This window comes from Streptomyces sp. NPDC050759, assembly GCF_044456945.1.
Lineage (GTDB): Bacteria > Actinomycetota > Actinomycetes > Streptomycetales > Streptomycetaceae > Streptomyces.
In genome coordinates this window covers 424,856-439,033 of record NZ_JBITGI010000004.1, presented here as the reverse complement: position 1 = coordinate 439,033, position 14,178 = coordinate 424,856, and the positions used below count along the sequence as shown (strand labels likewise).

General features: G+C 71.6%; 14 protein-coding genes and 3 pseudogenes. 9 read left to right on the top strand and 8 right to left on the bottom strand.

The window, feature by feature from the left end:
- Positions 1-81 precede the first annotated feature (81 nt).
- The 5 genes and pseudogenes from ACIBJB_RS15535 to ACIBJB_RS15515 all read right to left on the bottom strand — a co-directional run bounded on the left by ACIBJB_RS15535 (position 82) and on the right by ACIBJB_RS15515 (position 5,277).
- Positions 82-843, bottom strand: a complete 762-nt coding sequence (locus ACIBJB_RS15535) for an IclR family transcriptional regulator (RefSeq protein ID WP_398930608.1) — start codon at positions 841-843, stop codon at positions 82-84.
- A 223-nt stretch (positions 844-1,066) separates the two neighbouring features.
- The gene (locus ACIBJB_RS15530; protein WP_398930606.1) at positions 1,067-2,044 is read right to left on the bottom strand and encodes an acyl-ACP desaturase; all 978 of its coding nucleotides are present in this window, start codon (positions 2,042-2,044) and stop codon (positions 1,067-1,069) included.
- 207 nt (positions 2,045-2,251) lie between these two features.
- On the bottom strand, positions 2,252-3,028 hold the full coding sequence (gene ddaH / locus ACIBJB_RS15525) for a dimethylargininase (RefSeq protein WP_398930604.1): 777 nt from the start codon (positions 3,026-3,028) through the stop codon (positions 2,252-2,254).
- Between the two features lie 96 nt (positions 3,029-3,124).
- Positions 3,125-3,434, bottom strand: a pseudogene (locus ACIBJB_RS15520) (DUF6194 family protein).
- Between the two features lie 220 nt (positions 3,435-3,654).
- The gene (locus ACIBJB_RS15515; RefSeq protein WP_398930601.1) at positions 3,655-5,277 is read right to left on the bottom strand and encodes an ABC-F family ATP-binding cassette domain-containing protein; all 1,623 of its coding nucleotides are present in this window, start codon (positions 5,275-5,277) and stop codon (positions 3,655-3,657) included.
- 283 nt (positions 5,278-5,560) lie between these two features.
- Here ACIBJB_RS15515 and ACIBJB_RS15510 point away from each other — a divergent pair, with 283 nt between their 5' ends.
- On the top strand, positions 5,561-6,208 hold the full coding sequence (locus tag ACIBJB_RS15510; RefSeq protein WP_398930599.1) for a GPP34 family phosphoprotein: 648 nt from the start codon (positions 5,561-5,563) through the stop codon (positions 6,206-6,208).
- 100 nt (positions 6,209-6,308) lie between these two features.
- A pseudogene (locus tag ACIBJB_RS15505) lies at positions 6,309-6,599 on the top strand (isocitrate lyase/phosphoenolpyruvate mutase family protein); the annotation flags it as partial.
- A 234-nt stretch (positions 6,600-6,833) separates the two neighbouring features.
- Here ACIBJB_RS15505 and ACIBJB_RS15500 read toward each other — a convergent pair.
- Positions 6,834-7,250, bottom strand: a complete 417-nt coding sequence (locus tag ACIBJB_RS15500) for an SsgA family sporulation/cell division regulator (protein WP_398930597.1) — start codon at positions 7,248-7,250, stop codon at positions 6,834-6,836.
- A 242-nt stretch (positions 7,251-7,492) separates the two neighbouring features.
- Here ACIBJB_RS15500 and ACIBJB_RS15495 point away from each other — a divergent pair, with 242 nt between their 5' ends.
- Both ACIBJB_RS15495 and ACIBJB_RS15490 read left to right on the top strand, forming a co-directional pair.
- Positions 7,493-8,605: a WD40/YVTN/BNR-like repeat-containing protein gene (locus ACIBJB_RS15495; protein ID WP_398930596.1), complete on the top strand. Its 1,113-nt coding sequence runs from the start codon at positions 7,493-7,495 to the stop codon at positions 8,603-8,605.
- A 50-nt stretch (positions 8,606-8,655) separates the two neighbouring features.
- Positions 8,656-8,985: a plasmid stabilization protein gene (locus ACIBJB_RS15490; protein ID WP_266510444.1), complete on the top strand. Its 330-nt coding sequence runs from the start codon at positions 8,656-8,658 to the stop codon at positions 8,983-8,985.
- 3 nt (positions 8,986-8,988) lie between these two features.
- On the opposite strand, the gene ACIBJB_RS15485 is transcribed toward ACIBJB_RS15490, so the two are convergent.
- Positions 8,989-9,285 (bottom strand): YciI family protein, encoded by a 297-nt coding sequence (locus ACIBJB_RS15485; RefSeq protein ID WP_398930593.1) that lies wholly within the window; start codon positions 9,283-9,285, stop codon positions 8,989-8,991.
- 42 nt (positions 9,286-9,327) lie between these two features.
- Here ACIBJB_RS15485 and ACIBJB_RS15480 point away from each other — a divergent pair, with 42 nt between their 5' ends.
- Together ACIBJB_RS15480 and mmpA are read left to right on the top strand one after the other, a co-directional pair.
- The gene (locus ACIBJB_RS15480; RefSeq protein WP_398930591.1) at positions 9,328-10,017 is read left to right on the top strand and encodes an endonuclease V; all 690 of its coding nucleotides are present in this window, start codon (positions 9,328-9,330) and stop codon (positions 10,015-10,017) included.
- Positions 10,018-10,115: 98 nt separating this feature from the next.
- Positions 10,116-10,274: a morphogenic membrane protein MmpA gene (mmpA, locus tag ACIBJB_RS15475; RefSeq protein WP_086723806.1), complete on the top strand. Its 159-nt coding sequence runs from the start codon at positions 10,116-10,118 to the stop codon at positions 10,272-10,274.
- A gap of 9 nt (positions 10,275-10,283) precedes the next feature.
- Here mmpA and ACIBJB_RS15470 read toward each other — a convergent pair whose 3' ends face one another.
- Positions 10,284-11,462, bottom strand: a complete 1,179-nt coding sequence (locus ACIBJB_RS15470; protein ID WP_398930589.1) for a saccharopine dehydrogenase family protein — start codon at positions 11,460-11,462, stop codon at positions 10,284-10,286.
- Positions 11,463-11,606: 144 nt separating this feature from the next.
- Between ACIBJB_RS15470 and ACIBJB_RS15465 the strand changes: the two are divergent.
- The 3 genes and pseudogenes from ACIBJB_RS15465 to ACIBJB_RS15455 form a co-directional block, all read left to right on the top strand.
- A pseudogene (locus tag ACIBJB_RS15465) lies at positions 11,607-11,738 on the top strand (MmcQ/YjbR family DNA-binding protein); the annotation flags it as partial.
- Positions 11,739-11,847: 109 nt separating this feature from the next.
- A complete protein-coding gene (locus ACIBJB_RS15460) occupies positions 11,848-13,023 on the top strand; it encodes a CaiB/BaiF CoA transferase family protein (protein ID WP_398930587.1) in 1,176 nt (391 codons plus the stop codon).
- Positions 13,020-14,162 (top strand): acyl-CoA dehydrogenase family protein, encoded by a 1,143-nt coding sequence (locus ACIBJB_RS15455; protein ID WP_398930585.1) that lies wholly within the window; start codon positions 13,020-13,022, stop codon positions 14,160-14,162. The genes ACIBJB_RS15460 and ACIBJB_RS15455 overlap by 4 nt, the downstream gene beginning before the upstream one ends.
- Positions 14,163-14,178 lie beyond the last annotated feature (16 nt).

Below are 14,178 nucleotides of genomic sequence, written 5' to 3'. Positions count from 1 at the left end.
TCCTCACCTTGTGCGGGGTCGCTGGAATGTCTCTTTCATCCAGGAAAGGGGTATGGCTCGGGCGTCACAAGGTGGGGAGTTTCAGATAGTGAGCGAGAGACCCCTGGTCACACGACTCGCGGCCGGGATCAGCCGCGCCAGGATCTCCTCGAGTCGGGAGAGCCGGTCCGCCCGCAGGGAGACGCCGAGCGAGCCGAGGGTGTCCCCGTTGTAGACGGGCACGGCGACACAGACGGTACCGAGGGCGTACTCCTCCAGGTCCGTGACGGCCGGGGCCACGGGCGAGGAGTCGAGTCGCCGGAGCAGTTCCGGAGGGCTGGTGATGGTGCGTGGTGTGAGGTCGGCGAGGGGGTGCCGGGAGAGGTAGTCCTTGCGGGAGGCGTCATCCAGTTCTCGCAGCACGGACTTGCCCAGCGCGGTGGCGTGCCCCGCGTCCTCGAATCCCACCCAGAGGTCGACACGGGGCGCCCGGGGGCCGTCGACGATCTCGGCGACTCGGATCTCGCCGTCCTCGTAGAAGGTGAGGTAGGCGGCGGTCGCGAGATCGTCCCGCAGAGCGGCGAGCGTGGGACGGATGCGGCTGAGCGACACCTGCCCGCGGCCCGTGGTGTGCAGCGTCTGCAGCTTGTCGCCCAGGACGAACCCGCCGTCGTCCAGCTTCCGTACATATCCGTCGTGGACCAGCGTCCGCAGCAGGTGATAAGCGGTGGCCAGGGGCAGTCCCGTCTCACGTGCCAGCTTCTTCGCCGGCGCACCGTTCTCGTGCGCGCTCACCGCCTCCAGCAGTCGGAGGGCCCGCTGCACGGAAGTGATGAGCGTAGGGCCGCCGTCGTGAGCACCCATACGACCAGCGTGCGCCGAGCGCACCACGCAGGCAAGGCGCGCGTCCTTTCTCGGCTTGCCGCCGCATCGACTTCAGGGCGGCGTATGCGGCCCGGCGTTCGTTCGCGCGCGTGGGCGGCGCGCGAATCCGCCGCCGTACCCGCGCGGCGGCGTCGGCGTCGATCAGGCCCGGCAGGAAGCCGACGGCCCGCACCGGATATGCGGCGGGGCGGCCGGCCCGGCGTCATGCCCCCGCGCGAGCCGCCATCCGCGCCTTGCGCGCCGCCAGCTTCTCGTCGAACTTCGACGCCTCCGCGTCCAGGCCGCTCATGTACAGGCCGAGTTCCTCCTGGGCCTTGAGGCCCTCGGGGCCGAGGCCGTCGATCTCGAGGACCTTGAGGAAGCGCAGGACGGGCTGGATGACGTCGTCGTGGTGGATGCGCATGTTGTAGATCTCGCCGATCGCCATCTGCGCGGCGGCCCGCTCGAAGCCGGGCATGCCGTGGCCGGGCATCCGGAAGTTCACGATGACGTCGCGCACCGCCATCATCGTGAGGTCGGGCGCCAGCTCGAAGGCCGCCTTCAGCAGGTTCCGGTAGAACACCATGTGCAGGTTCTCGTCGGTGGCGATGCGCGCCAGCATGCGGTCGCAGACCGGGTCCCCGGACTGGTGGCCGGTGTTGCGGTGCGAGACGCGGGTCGCGAGCTCCTGGAAGGAGACGTAGGCCACCGAGTGCAGCATAGAGTGGCGGTTGTCCGACTCGAAGCCCTCGCTCATGTGGGCCATCCGGAACTGCTCCAGCTGGTCCGGGTCCACCGCGCGCGAGGCGAGCAGGTAGTCGCGCATCACGATGCCGTGCCGGCCCTCCTCGGCGGTCCAGCGGTGCACCCAGGTGCCCCAGGCGCCGTCGCGGCCGAAGAGCGAGGCGATCTCGTGGTGGTAGCTGGGGAGGTTGTCCTCCGTGAGGAGGTTCACGACGAGGGCGATCCGGCCGATCTCGGTGACCTTGGACTGGCCCTTCTGCCAGGCCTCGCCGTCCTCGAAGAAACCGGGGAAGTTGCGGGCGTCGCTCCACGGGACGTACTCATGCGGCATCCAGTCCTTGGTGACCTTCAGATGCCGGTTGAGTTCCGTCTCGACCACTTCCTCCAGCGCGTACAGCAGTCGCGCGTCGGTCCAGGCGGAGGACGGGCTGCCGAGGTGAGGGGAAGTGATCGTCACAGGTACTCCAGGGGGACGCGGCGAACAATTGAGGGGGATCGGCGAGCGGCGCCGGGAACCTACGGAATCGTAGGCTACGAAACCGTAGGTTACGAGACCGTAGGTTAAGCGCGCCGTAAAGACCCCTGATCAGCGGTGTTCCCCGGGCATGACAAGCGGCCCCGGGAACCGCAGGTCCGGGGCCGTTGGAATGTCGCGCACGCTCGATCAGGCATACAGGTCCCGCAGTCGAACTGAGAGACAGGTCACACAGCCTTCGAGCTTCTCGAACTCGCTGATGTCCACCACCACCGGTTCGAAACCGAGGTCGGTGAGCAGCTCCGCCGTCTTCGGCGCGCTGGCCGCCATGAGCAGCATGGGGCCGCCGAGCAGGACGACATGGGCGCCGGCCTCCTCGGGCACGGACAGGAAGCGCGGAAAGAGCGCGGGCCGGTCCACCTTGGGGATGTGCCCGATGACGGTTCCGTCGGGCAGCGCGGTGACCGCCGACTTCAGGTGCAGCACCTTGTTCACCGGTACGGCGACGACCTGGGCCCCGAGCGGCTCGAAGGCGGCCCGCAGCTGCTGGACGCCGGCCGCGTTGGTACGCCCGCCCCGGCCGACGTAGATCGTGTCGCCGACCTTCAGCACATCACCGCCGTCCAGGGTGCCCGGCTCCCAGATCCAGTTCACCGAGCAGCCCAGGCGCGCCACGGCCTCCTCGACGCCGATGGTCTCCTCGCGCCGGGACTCCGCGCCGGAGCGGGCGATCAGCGCGACGTTCTTGTACATGACCACGGTGTCCTCGACGAACACCGAGTCCGGGCAGTCGTCCTCCGGGTCCACCTCCACGGTCTCCCAGCCGTGCGCGCGCAGGGCCTCGACATACGTCTCCCACTGTTCGAGCGCGAGGTCGACGTCGACCTTCTCCCGCTCGACGTGCGTCACCAGACCTTCGGCGAGGCGCGGGCTGGGGCGGCGGACGAGGGCCTTCTTGCTGGGCACGAGGGAACTCCGTATCGGCGGGACAGGGGCGGCATCCGTGACGGGCGCCGGTCAGCCATCATGCAGCGCCGGTCCGTGTCGACAAAACCCCCGTAGTCAGGCTGTGGCCCTCCTGAGACGCTCCACGGCCCACCAGCGCCGCCGCGCCGCACACGCGCGTGCCGCCTCGCGGGCCTCACACAGGAGTCGTACGACGGTGCCGGTCGTCCGCTCGCCGGGATGCACGAGGCAGATCCAGCCGAGGGGCCCGTGGACCGGGTGCGGCAGCACCACGTCGGCCGCCGCGAGGTCGTACCGCCCCGAGGAGTGCTGGAAGCGCCGTCCGGCCGACATGGACGTCGACCCGCCGGCGGCCCGGGGGGTCGAGGTCGGACGCGCTGTCATCGGGGTGGTTCTTGGTGACGATCGTGCCGTAGGGCGGTGTGGCCGGGGCATCCGGCCGCCCTGCGCGCGGGCGGTGACGGCATCCCGGCCGTGCGCGAGGTCATGGGCTCCCCGGAGGGCGTCGACGGACTGGCGGACGCCCGGCGCATCCTGCGGGGACGGCTCGACCAGCTCACCCGCCCGGAGCGTGGCGCTGCTCCGGGCGGGCGCGGATCCGGCGGCCGTCGTCACCGCCGTGGACGCTACGCGGGGAACTCCAGGGCCTCCGGAGTGACCTCCCGCAGCTCACCGTCCAGCATCAGCCAGCGCGTGATGCCGATCGACTCCAGGAACGGCAGGTCGTGACTTGCCACGACCAGCGCGCCCTCGTACGACTCCAGGGCTGACGTCAGTTGTCGCACGCTCGCCATGTCGAGGTTGTTCGTCGGCTCGTCGAGCATGAGCAGCTGGGGTGCGGGCTCCGCCAGCATCAGCGCGGCCAGGGCCGCCCGGAAGCGTTCGCCACCGGACAGCGTCGACGCCTGCTGGTCGGCCCGGGCGCCCCGGAACAGGAAGCGGGCGAGACGGGCCCGCACCCGGTTGTTGGTGGCGCCCGGCGCGAACCGGGCCACGTTCTCGGCGACCGACAGCTCGCCGTCGAGGACGTCCAGGCGCTGGGGCAGGAAGCGGAGCGGGACATGGGCCGTCGCCTCGCCCGACACCGGCTCCAGTTCCCCGGCGATCGTGCGCAGCAGCGTCGTCTTGCCCGCGCCGTTGCGTCCGATCAGCGCGACCCGCTCGGGACCCCGCAGGTCCAGGCCGCCCTTCACCCGTGCGCCGTAGGCGAGTTCCAGGTCCAGGAGGGTCAGCACCGTGCGGCCCGGTGGCACGGCGGTGTACGGCAGGTCGACGCGGATCTCGTCGTCGTCCCGTACGGCCTCCACCGCCTCGTCGAGCCGGTCCTTCGCCTCGGCGAGTTTCTCCTCGTGCATGATGCGGTGCTTGCCCGCGGACTCCTGTGCCGACCGCTTGCGCGCCCCCATGACGATCTTCGGCTCGCGCTTCTGCTCGAACATCTTCTGGCCGTACCGCTTGCGGCGGGCCAACTTCACCTGGGCGTCGACCAGTTCGCGTTTCTGCTTGCGGAAGTCGGACTCGGCGACCCGCACCATCCGCTCCGCCGCGTCCTGTTCGACGGCCAGGGCCTCCTCGTAGGCGGAGAAGTTGCCGCCGTACCAGGTCACCTCCCCGGAGCGCAGATCGGCGATCTGGTCGACCAGGTCGAGGAGTTCCCGGTCGTGGCTGACCACGACCATGACCCCGGGCCAGGAGGCGACGGCCGTGTACAGACGCCTGCGGGCGTACAGGTCGAGGTTGTTGGTGGGCTCGTCGAGAAGCAGGACGTCCGGGCGGCGCAGCAGCAGTGCCGCCAGTCGCAGCAGCACCGACTCGCCGCCCGAGACCTCGCCGATCCCGCGGTCCAACTCGATGTGGCCCAGCCCGAGTTCGCCGAGGGTGGCCAGGGCCCGCTCCTCCACGTCCCAGTCGTCGCCGACCGTCTCGAAGTGCTCCTCGGCCACGTCACCCGCCTCGATGGCGTGCAGGGCGGCGCGCTGCCCGTCGATGCCGAGCGCCTCGTCGACCCTCAGGCCGGTGTCGAGCGTGACGTTCTGCGGGAGGTAACCGACCTCGCCCGCGACGCGCACGGCGCCGTCGGCCGGGGTGAGTTCACCGGCGATGAGCTTCAACAGGGTTGATTTTCCTGACCCGTTGACGCCGACGAGACCGGTCCGGCCGGGTCCGAAGGCGATGTCGAGGCCCTCGAAGACCGGGGTGCCGTCGGGCCAGGAGAAAGCGAGCGAGGTGCAGGTGATGGAAGTAGACATACGAGTCTCCGCGGTTGCTCGAAGCGAGAAGGGGCAAACGCGTATCGAGACACCCGCGGCGACGGGGGACGAGAGGAAACCGGAGGGCACGGACAGGGCCCGGCTCGTCGGAACGGCTCGTGTGCCGAGGTCGCACGCAGCGCACACACCTCAGGTGTGTGACACGGTGTCTCAGGACCTCAGACGAGCAACGTCCTTCTCCGATCGACGACAACAGAACCGTTCTACAACGTACGAGGCGGCCGCAGGGCTGTCAACGAGTTAATGCTCCCTAGGAGGCCCCGTGCCCGTCGGCCCGCTCTCTCTGCCGGCCCACCTCTACCTGCTGGCCTGGGACACCTCGAAGTCCGAGACCCCCGGTGGCACCCAGATCCCCCAGCTGGTCCGGGCCGGTGCGCTCACCGAGCTGGCCCAGCGCGGGCTGCTCCTCGACGACGACGGCATCGCGACCCCGGTCGACATGGACGCGTCCACCGGTGACGCCGTCCTGGACGGGTTTCTCGAACTGGTTCGCGAATCCCGGCCGCACCGGTGGCGGTCCTGGGTGACGCTGCACACCCGGATCACGCTGGACGCCGTACGGGAACAACTCGCCGCCGGGGGATGGCTGCGGGCGCGGAAGAGGCGGGCCCTCGGACTTTTCCCCACGGTCGAGTACGACCTGGCGCGCCCGGCCGCGGTGGAGGCGCTCCAGGAGGAGGCACGGCAGATCCTGCGTGGGCCGGTCCCGGCCGTGGACACCTCCGACCGGGACGCGGCCGTCGTCGCGCTCGCGGCCGCCGCCGGGCTGCGGACCCTGCTGCCCCGCAAGGAGGCCCACGACACCCGGGTCGAGGAGCTGATCGAACGCAGCGGACAGGCGGCCCCGGCGCTGCGGAAGGTCGTCCATGAGCTGCGCGGGGCGGTGGCGGCGGCCTCGGCCGGAGCCTGAACGCCGGCGTGGCGGCGCCGCCGTGGCCACCACGATCGCCGGGCTCTCCTTGGCCGGGAGCGGGCCCTGGGTGCCGTGAGACGGATCGCCGCCGTGGTCGGTGTGCCGTCACCGTGGACATCGAGAGCGGCTGCGCGCGGGACCCGGCGGGCGACGCCGACCCGCGCGGGCCGTGCTCGCGGCGGGCGCGGTCGGGGTGAGGATCGAGGACGCCTTGTACGGGGGCGAGCCGCTACGGGTGATCGGCGAGCAGGCCGAGCGTGTCGCCGCAGCCCGCGAGGCCGCCGACGCCGTGGGCGTGCCGTTGTTCGTGAACGCCCGGATCGACATGTTCCTGCGCCGCGCGGCGCTGGGAGGGGAGCGGTCCGCCGCCCACCTCGCCGTGAGTGCCGAGAGGATCTCGGTCCCCGGGGCCGTCGACCCGGGGACCGTCAGACTCCTCGTCGACCAGGCGTGGACGGACTGCTCACCGTCATGGCCGGATCCGGCGCCCTCCCGCCGCCGAGCCGGCCGCACACGCCCTGGTCCGCCGCGCCGCGCGGGAGCTGCTGGACGCGGGGACGTACGACGCGTCGGTCGACGGGCTCGACCACCGCGAGCTCATCGCCCACTCGGGTGGCTCGCGTCAGTGGGCGTCCCGCATCAGCTCCGCCAGGTCGTGGTCGAGGTCGAGCTGGAGGTGCTCCAGGCCGGTCGGCACCAGGTCGTTCGTCGCCTCCAGGAACCGGCGCAGCTCACCCGTGCGCACATGCACGACGGCGGTGCCCTCGGGGGCGTGGAACTCGAGAACGGTGCGGTCGTAGCCGTACGGCCGCACCCGGACGTCGCCGTGGCCGTCGGGCTCGTGCAGGCCGGTGCTGAGCAGGTCGCGGCTGAAGGTCCAGCAGACCTCGACCCCCTCCAGGGTGGCCGGGGCGGGGAAGGTCATACGGACCGCGAACGGATCGCAGCGGTCGTAGTGCAGTGTGGCGGGAATGCTCGGCATCCGCGGTGCCGCGGCGACGAGACGGGCCTCGACGGGCTGCTCGATGACGGTGGACAACGCCTTGCTCCCTTGTGACGGCGGGTGGGGCTTCGGAGTGAGGACGGGCACTGGAAGAGACGACGGAATGAGCCAATCCGTGTACACGAAAGTCGAGTGACCTCTGTCACCGTCTTCATGCACAGGTGTGATTCAGTCCTCTTCCCGTGCCGCGAGGGGCACTTGTGGCGACCCCCGCACCACCGGGCGGACGGCCGAGGGCATCTGGACGGCGCCGGGAGCGTGGACTAGCTTCGCCCGCCATGAGGCGCTTGGGGAACACGCGAGGCAAGAGACGTACGGGTCTGACGGGCCGGACCATCGCCGTGGGGGTGGCGTGTGCGGCGGCGCTGGCCGTCCTGACCGCCGTACCGGCCGAGGCGCACGATCCCGACGGCCGCACTCCGCACTGGGAGCTCAAGGACAGCGGCACCCCCGAGGTGCGGTTCCGCGGGCTGTCGGCCGTCAGCCGGGACACCGCCTGGCTGGCCGGTACCCAGGGCACCGTGCTGCGCACCACGGACGGCGGGGCGAGCTGGCGAAACGTCTCGCCGCCCGGCGCCGCCGAACTCCAGTTCCGCGACATCGAGTCCTTCGACGCGCGCCGGGCCGTGGTCCTGGCCATCGGAGAGGGCGAGGCGTCCCGCGTGTACCGCACCGACGACGGCGGCGCGACCTGGACCGAGTCCTTCCGCAACACCGACGCCAAGGCCTTCTACGACTGCCTCACCTTCTTCGACCACCGCCACGGTCTCGCCATGAGCGACCCGGTGGACGGGAAGTTCCGCATCCTGTCGACCTCCGACGGCGGCCGCTCCTGGAAGGTGCTGCCGAACACCGGGATGCCGGCCGCGCTCGACGGCGAGGCCGGCTTCGCGGCGAGCGGTCAGTGCCTGGTCAGTTCGGGGCCGCGGGACGTCTGGCTGGCCACCGGCGGGGCGGCACGCGCGCGTGTACTGCACTCCGCCGACCGGGGGCTGACCTGGACGGCCTCCGACACGCCGATCCCGGCGGGCGACCCGGCCAAGGGCGTCTTCGCGCTCGCCTTCCGCGACCGCGCGCACGGACTCGCGGTCGGCGGCGACTACCGCCCCGACCAGAGCTCGCCGCAGGCCGCCGCGCGGACCGGCGACGGGGGCGCCGCCTGGCGGCCCGCCGCGGCCCCGGTGAACGGCTACCGCTCCGGAGTGGCCTGGCTCCCGCACAGCCGCACCGCCGCCCTCGCGGTCGGCCCCACCGGCACCGACCTCACCCGGGACGCCGGCCGGACCTGGCGGACCGTCGACACCGGCTCGTACGACACCGTGGACTGCACGGTCGACGGCGGCTGCTGGGCCGCCGGGGAGAAGGGGCGGGTGGCACGGCTGGAGGGCTGAGTGGCGGAATGTGGGTACCCGGTCGCCGACGGCGAAAGGAGTGATCCCACATGCCAGCCGGTTCGAGCTCCAAGCGCGAGCGTCAGTACGAGCACATCAAGGAGAGCGCCCAGGACCGGGGCGAGAGCACCGGACGGGCCAAGGAGATCGCGGCGCGGACGGTCAACAAGGAACGCGCCCGGTCCGGCGAGTCCAAGACCGCCAGCCGTACCTCGACCCAGGACATGTCCTCGGGCAAGCGGGGCGGCCAGCGGTCCGGCAAGGGCTCCCAGGGCCCGACCTACGACCAGCTCTACGAGGAAGCCAAACGGAAGGGCGTCAAGGGCCGTTCGGACATGAACAAGAGCGAGCTCCAGCGTGCCCTGGGCGGCAAGAGCTGACCGTCAGTCCAGGGTCTCGCGGTACTCCTCCAGCGCGGGGGCCGTCTTCGTCGCGGCGAACTCGGTGACGCGGTACGCGCACACCCCGGCCGCGACGAAGGGGTCACCCGCGACGGTCTCCTCGATCCGCGCGCGGTCCTCCGCGACGGCGATGATCACTCCGCCGTCGCGGGGGTTCTTGCGCCCGGACGCCAGGAACACACCTCGCTCGTACTGCTCGTCCAGCCAGGCGACATGCGCCGGCAGCACGGCGTCCACGGCATCGAGCGGGGCGGTGTAGGTCAGCTCCAGTACGAACATGATCGCGAGGGTACGCCGTCTCGCCGTACCCTCGTCCCCACCATGAGAGCCGTAGACATTCCCGCGGGCTGGCCCGCGACCGAGGAGCAGGCCCGCGCGCTCCAGGACGAGTTGAGGACGAGGACCGTCCTCGACGAGGCCGGCCCGCCGCCCGGCACCGGTCACGTCACCGGGGTCGACGTGGCCTACGACGACGCACGGGACGTCGTCGCGGCGGCGGCCGTGGTGCTGGACGCGGCGACCCTGGACGTCGTCGCCGAGGCCACGGCCGTCGGGCGGATCTCCTTCCCGTACGTCCCCGGCCTGCTCGCCTTCCGCGAGATCCCCACGGTCCTCGCCGCCCTCGGCGCCCTGCCGTCTCCGCCCGGCCTGGTCGTCTGCGACGGCTACGGCCTCGCCCATCCCCGCCGCTTCGGCCTCGCGAGCCACCTGGGCGTGCTCACCGGTCTGCCCACGATCGGCGTCGCCAAGAACCCGTTCGCCTTCACCTACGGCGATCCCGGCGCCCGGCGTGGCGCGTGGGCACCGCTGCTGGCGGACGCGCAGGAGGTGGGCCGGGCCCTGCGGACCCGCGAGGCCGTGAAGCCGGTCTTCGTCTCGGTCGGCCACCGCGTGAGCCTCGACAACGCCTGCGCCCACACCCTCGCCCTCACACCGGCGTACCGGCTCCCGGAGACGACCCGCAGGGCGGACGCGCTGTGCCGCAAGGCGCTGCGGGAGGCGACCGCCTGACCGCGTTCCAGGAGGCGGAGTGAGGCGGGGGACTGAGTACGTCGTCTGAGTATCTGTACGGATGTGCGCACCCGCGTGTGATCGGCAGGCTGTCCCGCATGACGACGCACCGCATGACCCACCGTTCCCCCAAGCCCCTCGCCGACCCGAACCGGCCCGTCGAGCGCGCGGTGACCGCCGCGCTGGTCCTCGGTGTGCTCGCGGGGCTCGGCTGGATAGCGGGGATGATCTACACGGTGGCGGGCTGGTCCTTCTGACGCGGGGGCTCACCGGCTCGACGCCACCCGGAACGTGATTCCGGCCCGTTGCAGCCGTTCGATCAGCGCGTCCCCCATCGCCACCGCCGTCGTGACCTGACCGGCGGTCTCCGGCAGGTCGTCGAAGGCCAGGGACAGCGCCGACTCGGCGAACATCTTCGCCGTCTCGTCGTATCCCGGGTCGCCGCCCGCGACCTCCGTGAACACCCGGCGCCCACCGCCCTCGCCGACGAAGCGCACGGTGAACCAGCTCTTGGCCCGTTTCTCCGGACCCGGCCCGTCACCCGGCTTGACCCGGTCGGACAACCAGCGCCGGGCGGGTGGCAGTTGCGCCGCCGCGAACAGCGCGCCCACGGCCGCGACCCCGCCCACCGCCATGGGCAGCCGCCGTACCGCCGCGTAGTGGCGGTAGCGGAAGTCGGGACCGTAGCGCTCCAGGGCCTTCGCGGAGCGGCGCACGATCTGCGCGTCGATGGTCGGCAGGGGCAGGGCCCAGGCGCCGATCTCCTGGGCGTACCGCGGGGTTCCGGTCGGCGCGGTGGCCCGTCGGCCCACCAGGCGCGGCTCGTGCCGTCCGCGGTCCCGGGCAGCGGCGATCATCTGTCGGCCCCGCGCGAACTGGTTCAACGCCGAGGCGAACGTTCCTCCGGAGAAGGTGGCGTCGGCGGTCACGAACCCGTCGACGGTCAGTGGTACGCCCTCCGGCAGCTGCCGGACCGTGAAGTACGCCCCCAAGTCGTGCGGGATCGAGTCGAACCCGCACGCGTGCACCAGCCGTGCACCCGTCTCACGCGCGCGTGCGTCGTGCCGGACGTACATCAGGTCAACGAACTCCGGCTCGCCCGAGAGGTCGAGATAGTCCGTACCCGCGTCCGCGCAGGCGGCGACGAGCCCCTCGCCGTACGTCAGATAGGGCCCGACCGTCGTGGCGACCACGCGCGCGTGCCCGGCGAGGGCGCGCAGCGACTCCGGGTCCGAGACGTCGGCCGTCAGCACCTCGACGTCCGTGCCCCCCGGCAGCTTCTCGCGCAGCGCCCGGAGCTTGTCCTCGCTGCGGCCGGCGATCGCCCAGCGCAGACCGTCCGGTCCGTGCGCGGCGAGGTACTCCGCGGTGAGCGCTCCCGCGAAGCTGGTCGCTCCGAAGAGCACGATGTCGTAGGGACGGTCCGCCTTTTTCAGCCTGCTCATGACACTCCTGGGTCCCGCCGCGCGCCGTTGTCGGTGGCCGAGGCTAGCGTGAAGCGTGTGGAGCCCGACGACGAGGCCGGAGGTGGGACGGTGGCCGTGCCCAGGAATCCCCTGAAGCCCAGGAAGACGAAGACCTTCTCGTTGAAGGCCGGCTGGGTGCGCGTCCCGCTCGCGGAGCAGGGCTCCCCGGCGGCGGACCTGCTGTGCGACCGGGTCGAGGAGAGCTGTCGCGCGATCGCGCCGAAACGGCTGATAGCAGAGCTCGACGCCCGGTGACCGGGCCCATAATTGGCTAAGCGCTTGCTCGCTCAGGTCTTGTGTCCACGGGAACGCGTTCATAGCATCACTGGTGTTACATCAGTTGTGTCACGCCGATGGGGGCTGGATGACAACGGCAAAGACGCCCGGGCCCGGCCCGCTCGCCGGTGTGCGCGTGGTCGAGCTGGCCGGTATCGGGCCCGGCCCGTTCGCCGCCATGCTCCTCGCCGACCTCGGGGCCGACGTCGTCCACGTGTCCCGCCCGGGCGGCGTCTCCCTGTCGATCAACCCCGCCTACGACCTCACCAACCGCAACAAGCGCTCGGTGGTCGTCGACCTCAAGGCCCCCGACGGCCCCGCGCGCGTGCTCGACCTCGCCGCCCGCGCCGACATCCTGATCGAGGGCAACCGCCCCGGAGTCGCCGAGCGCCTCGGGGTCGGCCCCGAGGACTGCCACGCGCGCAACCCCGCCCTGGTCTACGGCCGGATGACCGGCTGGGGCCAGGAAGGACCGCTCGCCCAGCGCGCCGGGCACGACATCGCGTACATCGCGCTCACCGGCACCCTCGGCATGATCGGCGAACCGGGCCGGCCCCCCGCCGTCCCCGCCAACCTCCTCGGCGACTACGCGGGCGGCTCCCTGTACCTCGTCGTCGGCGTCCTCGCCGCCCTGCACCACGCGCGCGCGACCGGCACCGGCCAGGTCGTCGACGCCGCCATCGTCGACGGGACCTCCCACCTCGCCGCGATGATCCACGCCATGACCGCCGCCGGCGGCTGGCAGGACCGGCGCGGCGCCAACCTCCTGGACGGCGGCTGCCCGTACTACGGCACCTACGAGACCGCCGACGGCAGGTACATGGCGGTGGGCGCGCTGGAGCCGCAGTTCTACGACCTGTTCCTGGACCTGCTCGGCCTGCCGGACTTCGAGGACGCCCGCAAGGACTGGACCCGCTGGGGCGAACTGCGCGAGGCGGTCACCGCCCGCTTCAAGTCCCGTACGCGAGACGAGTGGACGGCCGTCTTCGAGGGCACCGACGCGTGCGTGGCGCCCGTCCTGTCGCTGCGCGAGGCCCCGCACCACCCGCACCTCGCCGCCCGCGGCACCTTCACCGACCACGGCGGCATCACCCAGCCCGCCCCCGCGCCCCGCTTCTCGGCGACCCCCACGGCCGTCCGCACGGGGCCCGCCACGGCCGGCGCCGACATCGCGGACGTGGCACGCGACTGGGACGTACCGGATCTTTTGAAAGGCGCACTTGAAAGGCGCGATGAAAGGCCCCGAATGAAAGGCCCCGAATGAAGCGGCAGCTCTTCGCCCCCGAGCACGACGCGTTCCGCGAGACCGTGCGCGCCTTCCTGGCCAGGGAGGTGCTGCCGCACTACGAGCAGTGGGAGAAGGACGGCATCGTCTCGCGCGAGGCCTGGCGGGCGGCCGGCAAGCAGGGCCTGCTCGGGCTCGCCGTGCCCGAGGAGTTCGGGGGCGGCGGCACGACCGACTTCCGCTACGCGACCGTCCTGGCCGAGGAGTTCACGCGCGCGGGTACTCCCGGACTCGCCCTGGGACTGCACAACGACGTCATCGGCCCGTACCTCACCGGCCTCGCCACCGAGGAGCAGAAGCGCCGCTGGCTGCCCGGCTTCTGTGACGGCTCGCTCGTCACCGCCATCGCCATGACCGAGCCCGGCGCGGGCTCCGACCTCCAGGGCATCCGCACCCACGCGGAGGACCGGGGCGACCACTGGCTGCTGAACGGCTCCAAGACGTTCATCTCCAACGGGATCATCGCCGACCTGGTGATCGTGGTCGCCAGGACGACGCCCGAGGGCGGTGCCCGCGGACTGTCGTTGCTGGTCGTCGAGCGCGGCATGGAGGGGTTCGAGCGCGGCCGCAACCTCGACAAGATCGGCCAGAAGGCCCAGGACACGGCCGAGCTGTTCTTCCACGAGGTGCGCGTGCCCAAGGAGAACCTCCTCGGCGACCGTGACGGCGCCTTCGGGCACCTGATGACCAACCTCGCGCAGGAGCGCCTGAGCATCGCCGTCTCCGCGATCGCCGCCGCCGAACACCTCCTGGAGATCACCACCGAGTACGTCAAGGAGCGCGAGGCCTTCGGCCGGCCGCTCGCCACCAAGCAGCACATCCGGTTCGAGATAGCCGAGATGGCCACGGAGTGCGCGGTCACGCGGACGTTCGTCGACCGCTGCGTCGAGGACCACTCCGACGGGGCACTGGACGCCGTCCACGCCTCCATGGCCAAGTGGTGGGCGACCGAGCTCCAGAAGCGGGTCGCCGACCGCTGTCTCCAACTGCACGGCGGCTACGGCTACATGAGCGAGTACCCGGTCGCCAAGGCCTTCACCGACGGCCGTATCCAGACCATCTACGGCGGCACGACCGAGATCATGAAAGAGATCATCGGCCGTTCCCTGCTGGGCTAACCCTCATTGAAAGGCT